The organism is Pontibacter ummariensis, from assembly GCF_900188175.1.
Lineage (GTDB): Bacteria > Bacteroidota > Bacteroidia > Cytophagales > Hymenobacteraceae > Pontibacter > Pontibacter ummariensis.
Genome location: NZ_FZOQ01000025.1, coordinates 68,056 through 79,046 on the forward strand (window position 1 = coordinate 68,056; position 10,991 = coordinate 79,046).

Here is a 10,991-nt window from a genome sequence, read left to right on the forward strand (position 1 = left end):
CTGCTTGTCCATTTCTAGACTCAAAGCGCACTGGTTATGGCGCTTTGCCTAATGAAACCGTTACGTTATTAGCCAGCGCAAGGCTCAACTCTGCTTGTAAAGCCTACAGCTACAGAGGCAGCTTAATAGCCGCCCGGGTACCACCTACTATTTGTTCCACTACTTTTCTCTGATGGTGTCTTTTGGGTTCGCCTACCCTCTGCAGCGCGGAGACTATGTGGGCAGTGACGTCTATAGGGAGAAGACCCCAAAGCTGCCCTTGCCGCCACATACGGCTAAGTAGCAAGTATTTGTAAGTACGCCTTTTTTCTCTACTTTACAACAGTCCGGTTTTTTGGGGGGAGGTCATTGGCAAGCACCAGCGCTGCCTTCGACTGGTTTCGGGTGGATAATTAGAGCGCCTGACACAGGAATCCGAATAAAAAGGAATACAATTCAATCTATCCAATAACCCTTATGAAGAACAAAAACAAACAGATTAACAAACAGTTTTTAATGCTGATGCTCGCCGGCACTATTGGCGCCGGTAGCCTTTGGGGCTGTTCAAGCCAACAGGCGACAGAGGACATTGCGGCAGTAACGGCTACTACAGAAGACGAGGCAGGAGTACAGATCAAACAGGAGTCCTTCGGTAAGACAAAAGAAGGGGAAGAGACCACCCTTTACACCCTCACGAATGCTAAGGGCATGCAGATGCAGATTACCGACTACGGCGCTACAATTACTTCCCTGCTCACTCCCGACAGAGAGGGTGAAGTGGGTGATGTGGTGCTGGGCTTCGACAGTCTCTCTGGCTACATGAGTCCGGAGTACGTGAAGAGTGGCCCTTACTTCGGCGCCATCGTAGGCCGCTACGGAAACCGGATTGCGGATGGCAAGTTCACCTTGAATGGGCAGGAGTACACACTGGCCACCAATGACGGGGAGAATCACCTGCATGGTGGTGTGAAGGGCTTTGATAAAGTAGTATGGGAGGCAGAACCATTGCCAGGACAGAATGCAGTCAGGTTCAAATACGTGAGTCCGGATGGAGAGGAAGGCTACCCTGGTACACTGACCTCAATTGTTACTTACACCCTCACTGACGACAACGAGATAAAGATCGACTACGAGGCAACAACTGACAAAGCGACGCCTGTGAATCTGACAAACCATAGCTACCTCAACCTAGCAGCAGGCGAGGCCGAGGACGCATTGGGGCACATAGTAACGCTGAACGCGGATAAGTACACCGTAGTAGACGAAACGTTGATCCCAACCGGAGAGCTGCGTGATGTGAAAGGGACGGTGATGGACTTCACCACGCCACAGGCCATCGGAGCAAGAGTAAATCAGGTTGAAGGTGGCGGCTACGACCACAACTATGTTCTGACTGACACGAGTGAAAAATTGAAGAAGGCAGCCACTGTGTATGAGCCAACTACCGGGCGGGTGATGGAAGTCTTCACTACTGAGCCGGGTATTCAGTTCTACTCCGGCAACTTCCTCGACGGTACCATTACCGGCAGCGGAGGCGAAACCTATAGGAAGCACTATGGCTTCGCCCTGGAGACACAGCACTTTCCAAACTCTCCGAACCAGCCAAAGTTCCCCTCCACCATTCTTGAGCCGGGGGAGACTTACGAGACAACGACCATCTACAAGTTCTCTACCAGAGACGAGGAGTAGCAGGAAGAATAGCCTGTTTATCGCTCATCAAATACAGAGTATATTTTAGAGACCTCCAAAGCAGCTGCTTTGGAGGTCTTCTTTCTTATGCAGCCAAGACAAACTTAGCTGCATAAGATTAGTAAACTTAGTTTTAGAAACATCAACCAAACACATAATGAATAACAAAACAGCTTTCCTGTTCGACTTGAACGGAACCGTAATAGATGACATGCATTACCACGCCGAGGCTTGGCACGAGATCCTAACGAAAGACCTGGGGGCTGACCTGACCTGGGATGAGGTGAAAAAAGAGATGTACGGCAAGAACCGGGAGGTGCTGGAGCGCATTTTTGGGAAAGGCCATTTTTCGGATGATAAAATTGAGAGGCTATCCCTTGATAAGGAGAAGTATTACCAGAAGGCTTATAAACCGCACCTGAAGCTTATAGCTGGTTTGCAGGATTTTTTAGCAAAAGCCGACACGCACGGTATCAAAATGGCAATTGCATCAGCGGCCATCACCGGCAACATAGACTTTGTAGTGGATAACGTGGATGTGCGACATTATTTTGATGCCATTGTCAGCGCTGATGATGTTAGCACCAGCAAGCCAGACCCTGAAACCTTTCTGAAGGCAGCTGAGAAACTGCAGACAGCACCAAAAGATTGCCTTGTGTTTGAGGATGCGCCGAAAGGAGTGGAGGCGGCCCAAAATGCAGGGATGCGCTGTGTTGTCATCACCACAGCGCATCCAGCAGAAGATTTTAAGCAGTACGATAATGTAGTTGGCTTTATAGCAGATTACACTGACCCTTACATCACCAACTATTTTTCCGAACAAGAGTAGTGGCATGAACTGGCATAAAAGAAGAAAGCAGGCCTAAAAAGCCTGCTTTCTTCTTTTATGGGCTTGATGAAAACTAGCCCTTGTTGATCTGGTAATACACTTCGCTCCAGCGCAATTCATTTTGCAACTGGCGAAGACGTGTTTCCTTGTCAATCGTCACACACTCTATGCCGGCTATGTCAGCAAAGTCTTGAAGTTGCTCTGTGCTCAGGTTTTGGCTGTAGCAGGTGTGGTGGGCCCCACCAGCCAATATCCAAGCCGCGCAACCTATTTTCATGTCCGGGTATGGTTTCCAAAGCACGCGGGCTACCGGCAGGTTTGGCAGGTCATGCTGCGGCTCTACGGCCTCTACTTCATTCACAAGCAAGCGGAACCGGTTTCCCATATCCACGATAGAGACATTCAGGGCCGGGCCACCTGCCACGTTAAACACCAGGCGCACCGGGTCAGCTTTTCCTCCGATGCCCAGCGGGTGTACTTCGCAGGAAGGTCTTCCGTTGGCGATCGATTCATCAATTTCGAGCATGTGCGAACCTAACACCAGTTGGTTGCTTGGGTCGAAGTGGTATGTATAGTCCTCCATAAAGGCGTTGCCTCCCTTCAGGCCGCTACCCATCACTTTCATGGCTCTCACAAGGGCTGCTGTTTTCCAGTCGCCTTCGCCGGCAAAGCCGTAGCCCTGGCCCATCAGGCGCTGTGCGGCTATACCTGGCAGCTGCATCATGCCATGCAGGTCTTCAAAGGTATCAGAGAAGCCTTTGAAGTTACCGTCCTCCAGGAACGTGCGCAGACCGATCTCAATCTTGGCAGCATCGCGCAGGTTCTTGTAATGCTCGCCGCCTTTACGGAGAGATTCCATCACGGAATAGCGTTCTTCATACTCCTGTGTCAGCGCATCCACTTCTCTGTCGCTGATCTGGTTGATAATCTGCACCAGGTCGCCTACGCCATAGGTATTTACGGAGAAACCGAATTTCATCTCAGCCTCCACCTTATCACCCTCCGTTACGGCCACATAACGCATGTTATCACCAATGCGTGCGAACTTAGCTCCCTGCCAGTCGTGCCATCCGCAAGCCACGCGGCTCCAGGAACCGATCTGCTCTCGCACCGACTCTTCTTCCCAGTGGCCTACTACTACTTTGCGGTTGATACGCATCCTCGACACCATAAAGCCGAATTCACGGTCGCCGTGCGCGCTCTGGTTCAGGTTCATAAAGTCCATGTCAATGGAGCTCCATGGAATATCGCGGTTATACTGTGTGTGCAGGTGCAGGAGCGGCTTCTTGAGGATCTTTAGACCTCCTATCCACATTTTGGCAGGAGAGAAGGTGTGCATCCAGGCCACAACACCTACGCAGTTCTCTGCCACGTTGGCGTCCTGGCAGATACGGTAAATTTCCTCCGTTGTCTTCACAACTGGTTTGAAAACAACCTTTACAGGAACCTGACCAGCTTGATCCAGACCAGAGGCTATTTGCTGTGAGTGCTCCGCCACCTGCTGCAAGGTCTCTTCTCCATATAAATGCTGGCTACCAGTCACAAACCAGATCTCGAATTGTTTAAGGTCTATCATATGATGTAGTAATGTTTTATGATTGTTAGGAGCTTTAAAAAAAGGTGCCGCATGCGTATGCGACACCTTTTTTCAGGAAAGTGTTTTAATACCAGAAGAAATAGTAAAGCAGGCCCACAATAAGAATAATTCCTGCTGCGCCAATGTTAAACGGAGTTCCAGTATTAAAAAGCACTGGGTCAGACACAATCGCCTTTTTGTCCACTAGTTTCATTTTGGCATTCGTATAGAGAATTATGCCTAGCATGATAAAGAGAACGGCCAGGAAGTACGCTGATTCCACTCCCATATAATTGTACTCTCCGCTGAGAACCACAGTTGCAACTAGCGTAATTACGCCGAGTGCCAGGAAAAGGTAAGAATAAGCTAAAAGCTTACGCTGCCTTCCGGGCTCAGGGAGCTTGCGGTGTATTTTATGGCCTTTCTCCATGAAGCTAATAACAGAGGCTATCACGCAAAGAATAATGAACACGTACCCCATGCGCATCAGGAATGGCATATCAGGGCTTATTAATTTAAAGGCGATTCCAGCCGGAATGGTCGCAATGGCCGTCCAAAGCGCTGCATTGGGGGTTATCTGCGTCCAGAACAATCCCATGGCAAACACCACCAGCACACCTGGGTAAATGTAACCAGTATACTCCTGAATGTACTGGAACACCTGGTCCAGGGAACTCAGTTGAGGGGCCACGACCATGGCAATAAGCAAGGCGATAATTGCTACAACCCTACCGGCCTTCACTAGTTGCCGGTCCGTTGCCTCTGGCTTAAAGTAATGGCGGTAAATATCCATTGTGAAAATGGTGGAGGTACTGTTTACCATAGAGGCCAGAGAAGAGACGATTGCCGCGGCCAACGCTGCGAATGCCAAGCCTCGTACACCTGATGGGATGAAGTTCTTCAGCAACCAAGGGTAAGCCTCGTCCGACTTGCTGATGCTACCCACAGCCTCGACAGGTTTACCGAGGGCCGCAGCCAATTGCTCGGGAGTAAACTCGTTAATCAGGACATAGGCTGCGATACCTGGAATAACCACAATAAAAGGCATTAGGATCTTTAAGTAACCTGCAAACAACAGGCCTCGCTTGGCCTCATTGATGCTCTTGGCCGCCAGACCTTTCTGTATGATGTACTGGTTAAAGCCCCAGTATCCTAGGTTAGTGGCCCACATGGCGCCCACGATCACGGCCACTCCTGGTAAGTCTTTGAATGCGTCTCTTACACCTCCGTCTCCATCAGGCACCATGATGTGCCCTTCCGGGACTACAAGGGTGAAATGCTCACGGGCGCTTTCATAAAGGTTACCCAAGCCGGCAAAAACACCCTCACCGGCCCCAACAGCATCCAGGGCCAGGAAAGTAGTTAGAAGTCCACCGCCAATAAGCACCACCACCTGCACCACGTCTGTCCAGGCTACGGCCTCAAGTCCACCGTAGATAGAGTAAATGCCGGAGAAAAGTAGTACGCCGATAATGCCGTATACAAGTGGAATCCCCATGATCTGTTCCATTGCCAACGCGCCAAGGTAACTTACTGACGTTAGGTTTACGAATACATACACCAGCAGCCAGAAGACAGCAAAGGCTGTACTCACGCCGCGGTTAAAGCGGCCATTCAGGAACTGCGGCATCGTATAAATATTCCTGTGGATGAAGACAGGCAGGAAGTACTTTGCCACGATGATAAGCGCAACGGCGGCTATCCATTCATAAGCGGATATGGCCAGGCCAATGGCAAAACCGGAGCCGGAGGTGCCGATGAAGTGCTCCGCAGAAATGTTAGCGGCGATAAGGGAGGCCCCGACAGCCCACCATGTAAGGGACTTGTCTGCGAGGAAGTATTCTTGGGTGTTCTTTTCTTTGCCCTCTTTTTCCCTGGACACCCAAAGTCCCAGGAAAAGGATCACGATGGCGTACAGGACGAAGATGACGTAGTCTAGTGTAGAGAATCCAGCGTTCATTTAAGGATAGCTTTAGTTAAGTTCTTTGTAAGCTATGATAAAATATTTAGATACTATTATAATAAAAATCTGAAGTAGCGAACCTGCCGCCTTGCTACTAGGTAAGCTTGGTTTCGGTTGTGCCACAAGAAGCACAACCTACTGTTGGCCGTAGTAAGAATCCGGGCCGTGCTTTCGCTCGTAGTGCTTTTTGACCAGGGAGTCCTTTAAGCGCGGCGCTTCGATTCGTATTTGCTCCGTAAGGTAAGCCATACGGGCTACCTCCTCCAGTACAGCGCTGTTGTACACAGCCTTCTTAGCTGTTTTCCCCCACGTAAAGGGTGCGTGGTTACCTACCAGCACCATCTCTACTTCTTCGTAACTCATTCCTTTCTCCTGCAGGTAATTCATTATCTGGAACCCCGTTTGGTACTCATAGTTGCCCTTGATCATCTCATCGCTCATCGGCGGAGCGCAGGGAATGTCCACTGTGTTATGATCTGCGTGCGTGGTTCCGTAGATAGGAATGTCTCGCTGTGCCTGTGCCCAGGAGGTGGCATAAGTAGAATGGGTGTGCACGATACCACCGATCTTTTCCCAGTGTTTATAAAGTACGGCGTGTGTTTTAGTGTCTGAGGAAGGCCTTAAGCTTCCCTCTACTGTGTTGCCTTCAAAGTCTACGATTACCATACTCTCAGGCGAAAGCTCCTCATAAGGTACACCGCTTGGTTTGATCGCGAATACACCTAGGTCTCTGTCTGCGGCACTTACGTTACCGAACGTGAAAAGCACGAGCCCCAGCTTTGGCAGCTGCATGTTGGCTTCGTACGCTTCCTCTTGTATGTGTCTGTACTTACTCATGATCTATGATGGGTTTTGTCTTACTACCTGTTCCTGAACATCTGTTGGTAAAGGCTTCTCAGAAGTCGTCTCCTGTTCAATCAGCGCACCGTGGGCATGGTACTGGCTGTACCGCTTCGCATAGATCTGGTTACGTGCCATATCCGGAAAGTACTCCGCGTCAAAGCCCTGCCCCATGGCGTGCATCGCATCCTCAACACGAGGGTATAGACCGGCGGCCGTGGCGGCGAACATAGCCGCCCCGATGGCACAGGTCTGCTCTGAGCGGTGTATTTTAATTGGCATTCCCATGACGTCTGCCATCATCTGCATGATGAACGGGGACTTACGTGCCACCCCGCCCATTCCTATCAAACCCTTCACAGGAACTCCCTGCTCATTAAAGCGGTCCACGATGCTTTTAGCACCAAAGCACGTAGCTTCCGCCAGAGCTCTGAATATTCGGGGAGCGTCACTGCCAAGGCCTAAGCCCAGGATAGCCCCTTTCAGCTCCTGATTGGCATCAGGAGTGCGGCGCCCGTTGAACCAGTCTATGGCAAACTCTCCTTCTTCTGTAAGCGGCAGTTGTTCTGCCTGTTTAGACAGCTCCGGGACAACCTTGTCTGAAAGCTCTTTTAAGAGCGTGTCGGCTACTTCAGGGGCGATTGCCTGAGACTGGGAAAGAAGGTTCTTAACAGGCCACAACAGCAGGTCTTTGAACCAGGCGTACGTGTCGCCAAAGGCAGACTGGCCAGCCTCCAGGCCCATCATGCCAGGGATAACCGAGCCTGGTACCTGGCCGCAAATGCCACTCACTAAGGTGTCCTCCACTTCCTCAACTGGGGCCACCAGCATATCGCAGGTGGAGGTTCCCATTACCTTGCTCAGGTAGTAAGGTTCTATCTGCCCACCAACAGCGCCCATGTGTGCATCAAACGCTCCTATACCCACTACTACGTCGGTAGAGAGGCCTAACCGATCCGCCCATTCCTGGCTTAGTTGGCCTGCAGGTTTGTCAGAAGTATGAGCATCCGTAAAAAGCTTGTCTCTAAAACCCGCAAGCAAGGGATCCAGAGAGGCGAAGAACTGCTCTGGAGGAAGTCCGCCGAACTCCTCCGCCCACAGGGCTTTATGCCCGGCAGCAGTAACGCTGCGCTTCATCTGCTTCACGTCGTTGCCGCCTGTTAGTAAGAAAGTGATCCAATCACAATGCTCTACCCAGGAGTAACAGCTTTCCCGCACCTGTTCGTCTGTACGGAGGACGTGCAGTAGCTTCGCCCAAAACCATTCTGAGGAGTAAATGCCCCCGACGTACTTAAGGTAGTTGATATCGAACCTGGTCGCATGCTCGTTTATTTCCGCCGCTTCTTTAACAGAGGTGTGATCCTTCCACAGGAAGAACATGGCATTAGGGTTTTCCCTGAAATCGGGGAGTAGGGCTAATGGTGTCCCCGCTCTGTTAACCGCTACAGGTGTAGAGCCAGTCGTATCTACAGAGATGCCCTTTACTGCGGCAGCAACTGCGCCTCCTGCCTGGCTTATGCAAGCCTTGACAGTATGCTCTAGCCCCTCTATATAATCTAATGGATGCTGTCTGAACTGATTTTCGCTGGCGTTGCAGTATTGCCCTCTCTGCCATCTGGGATAGTAATAGACAGAAGAGCTTACTTCCTCACCATTGTGTGCATTCACTAGCACAGAGCGGACAGAGTCTGTTCCGTAATCCACTCCAATCACATACGATACTTCTTCCACGAGCAAATCTATAGTTAGTTTTGTGTCAAACTAACACTTAATTGGAAAACTAAAAAATAAACTCTTGAAATTTCACGCCGATGGGCACAAAAAAAATCAAGTAATTAGAAACTTTTCGGGATTTGGTATGAATTTAAGAAAGGCCTCAAAGTTGGTTAAATACTTGCTTTGGTCAAGCTTGTAAAAGAATGCTCCCTTCTTAGAGCTATCCTTGTCTTTGTCCTGCTGCTTTAAAAACAGGCCTGTAGAGAGAAGCTTCCTGTTGAAATTACGCTTATCAAATGTTGTGTCGTAAAGGCCTTCGTAAAGCGCCTGCAGTTGCGGCAGGGTGAACTTCTCTGGTAGCAGCTCGAACAATATTGGATGAAGGGATGCTTTATAGCGTAGCCTGTTCTTCGCCATCTCCACCATTTGTCCATGGTCAAATATAAGATCAGGCATGTCCTTAAAGGGGAACCATTCGGCATGGTATTCTTTGCTGAGTTGCTTTTCGTACTTCTGAATATCGATCAAGGCGAAGTAAGCCACGGCTATCGTTCTTTCAACGGGGTCTCGTGCCAGAGCGCCAAATGTATGGAGTTGCTCCATATAAACATTCTCTAGACCCGTTAGCTCCTTTAGAATACGGTTAGCGGCTTCGTCTACGCTCTCTTCGGGCTGTACAAAGCCCCCCATCAAGCTCCACTTCTTCTTCTCAGGGGCAAAGCCCCTTTGTATAAGCAGGAGCTTGTAACTCTCGCCGTCAAAGCCAAATATGATACAGTCAACGGCTACAAGTACTCGGGTTTGTCCAGAGTATTTCAACATATAGATTTAGCTTTTTATAATGAAAGTTGTCGTTTGTTGTCAAATTTATTGAATATTCACAAATTAAGCTGTTTTGTCAGCCGCCTATTACTTGAAGGATATAGATTTGCTTTTGACAGACTCTAGCCACACAGGCTTCTCTACAAGAGTGATTAACCTGGTTTCTAGTACCCTTCTACAGTACGTAGTTCGGTGGGTTTGTCTTTGTCATGGCTTCCATAGACTTGGACTTATAACTAAAGCGAGTTGCGAGTGTCAGACGAATTAAATTACAGTATAGGCAGGCATAAAGAGAAAGAACCCTCCGTTGGAACCGCACGAATGTTCAGTTGAACAGTGGCACAATTGAAAGCCTACGGGGCGGGGCTTAGTGGTCCCAACCGCTGTCCGGGAGGAAAACTTCCTGCATCTGTTTTTGTACGACAGCAAGGGCTTTCAGCCAAGTGCCTGGAGAAGGAGAAATACAACAAATTTTATGGTTGAAAAGATGTACTTAACTCATCTTTCATTAGGTTAAATGACGTCCATGATGCTTATGATGATCAGTAACTTTGTTTGTTCCCATCGGCTTGATAGCAAGTTAGTTTTCATGCCATTTGCTTCAGAAACGGCTCCTGCTTTGTATTACTATTGGGCTTGGAGTACTCTCAAATCTACCAGGCAGATCACGATCTCCTGTTGCAGGGCATAGAATCTCTTCGTCCACTTATTCATTCTGGGCTCTATGTCCCTGTGTCCGCAAATAGTGGAAATCTCCTCCAGGTCCCTTATCAGTTTTTGGAGCTTTCTGTTCATCTGTCTATTATGAAGAGGCCTGACGAGTTTAGTTAAGTCTTTTTGTAAGAGAAGTAAATCCTCCCGGAACCAATGCTTGGCTTGCCTGTAGAATGCAGGGTTGATATCGAGTAGGGGAGCAAGGGCAGCTTCATCGAGCCGTACTTCCAGTCTTTCTTTCTCAGCTTTCAGCTTTAAATAAAGATTCAAGTAGAGGTTTACGTAGAGGAATCGAACACAAACAACAGTAAGGGTAACAGCGGCTGACAAAAGAAAAGCAGCTGAGTTCTTGTTCTGTATAAACCACTCGTACCACTCCATGTGTTCTCTCATGAATTTAGCGTGTTACCATGGGACAGTATGACTTGCTCCTCTATATTTCACGTTAAAATCAAGCTTGAGTTGACATTCTTGATGAATATTGTTTACCTGATGACGATGAAAATCAACCCGCAAACAAAAGTGGTTGATTTGGTTATAGCCAAGGAACGGAACCAGGCAAAACAAGACCATCCTCAGCCTTTATTCGCCCCGCTAGAGCGTTTTGTAGCGGCTGTCCGCTTATATGCTTCTGTGGCAATGACTCGCCGAAAGGGCTGTTAACCGATTGAGCCCGGACCCTGAGATTAGAACCTGTATGGCAACAGTTTAAATTTGTTTTAGCGTAGCATAAAGCAAACAAGAATATTCAGGATTACATATATTTGTAGTGCCAGCCCCTAAATACGCCAAGGCCGATGAGGAGCAGGAGGTTTATTCTGTAACCAGATGCTTATGAAGCGATGACCGAAAGTAAAAAGGTA

The 10,991-nt window shown here is 48.9% G+C and carries 8 protein-coding genes; 2 read left to right on the plus strand and 6 right to left on the minus strand.

What is annotated here, in order from left to right; genetic code table 11:
• Window positions 1-456: 456 nt before the first annotated feature.
• Both CHB92_RS20815 and CHB92_RS20820 read left to right on the plus strand, forming a co-directional pair.
• On the plus strand, window positions 457-1,668 hold the full coding sequence (locus CHB92_RS20815) for an aldose epimerase family protein (RefSeq protein WP_089321170.1): 1,212 nt from the start codon (window positions 457-459) through the stop codon (window positions 1,666-1,668).
• Between the two features lie 157 nt (window positions 1,669-1,825).
• On the plus strand, window positions 1,826-2,497 hold the full coding sequence (locus CHB92_RS20820; protein ID WP_089321171.1) for an HAD family hydrolase: 672 nt from the start codon (window positions 1,826-1,828) through the stop codon (window positions 2,495-2,497).
• 73 nt (window positions 2,498-2,570) lie between these two features.
• Here CHB92_RS20820 and araA read toward each other — a convergent pair whose 3' ends face one another.
• From araA to CHB92_RS20850, 6 genes are all read right to left on the minus strand, one after another.
• A complete protein-coding gene (araA, locus tag CHB92_RS20825; protein WP_089321172.1) occupies window positions 2,571-4,073 on the minus strand; it encodes an L-arabinose isomerase in 1,503 nt (500 codons plus the stop codon).
• A gap of 85 nt (window positions 4,074-4,158) precedes the next feature.
• Complete coding sequence (locus tag CHB92_RS20830) at window positions 4,159-6,033, minus strand: sodium/sugar symporter (protein ID WP_089321173.1); 1,875 nt, start codon at window positions 6,031-6,033, stop codon at window positions 4,159-4,161.
• A gap of 138 nt (window positions 6,034-6,171) precedes the next feature.
• Window positions 6,172-6,873: an L-ribulose-5-phosphate 4-epimerase gene (locus tag CHB92_RS20835; RefSeq protein WP_089321174.1), complete on the minus strand. Its 702-nt coding sequence runs from the start codon at window positions 6,871-6,873 to the stop codon at window positions 6,172-6,174.
• Between the two features lie 3 nt (window positions 6,874-6,876).
• Window positions 6,877-8,607 carry a ribulokinase gene (locus CHB92_RS20840; RefSeq protein ID WP_089321182.1) on the minus strand — a complete coding sequence of 577 codons (1,731 nt, stop codon included), beginning with the start codon at window positions 8,605-8,607 and terminating at the stop codon, window positions 6,877-6,879.
• A 96-nt stretch (window positions 8,608-8,703) separates the two neighbouring features.
• A complete protein-coding gene (locus CHB92_RS20845) occupies window positions 8,704-9,414 on the minus strand; it encodes an NUDIX hydrolase (RefSeq protein ID WP_089321175.1) in 711 nt (236 codons plus the stop codon).
• A 627-nt stretch (window positions 9,415-10,041) separates the two neighbouring features.
• Complete coding sequence (locus CHB92_RS20850; protein ID WP_089321176.1) at window positions 10,042-10,509, minus strand: hypothetical protein; 468 nt, start codon at window positions 10,507-10,509, stop codon at window positions 10,042-10,044.
• Window positions 10,510-10,991: the final 482 nt, after the last annotated feature.

Coding starts and splice junctions, on each gene's coding strand:
- CHB92_RS20815 (WP_089321170.1), top strand. CDS start 457: ATGAAGAACAAAAACAAACAGATTAACAAACAGTTTTTAATGCTGATG.
- CHB92_RS20820 (WP_089321171.1), top strand. CDS start 1,826: ATGAATAACAAAACAGCTTTCCTGTTCGACTTGAACGGAACCGTAATA.
- araA (WP_089321172.1), bottom strand. CDS start 4,073: ATGATAGACCTTAAACAATTCGAGATCTGGTTTGTGACTGGTAGCCAG.
- CHB92_RS20830 (WP_089321173.1), bottom strand. CDS start 6,033: ATGAACGCTGGATTCTCTACACTAGACTACGTCATCTTCGTCCTGTAC.
- CHB92_RS20835 (WP_089321174.1), bottom strand. CDS start 6,873: ATGAGTAAGTACAGACACATACAAGAGGAAGCGTACGAAGCCAACATG.
- CHB92_RS20845 (WP_089321175.1), bottom strand. CDS start 9,414: ATGTTGAAATACTCTGGACAAACCCGAGTACTTGTAGCCGTTGACTGT.
- CHB92_RS20850 (WP_089321176.1), bottom strand. CDS start 10,509: ATGGAGTGGTACGAGTGGTTTATACAGAACAAGAACTCAGCTGCTTTT.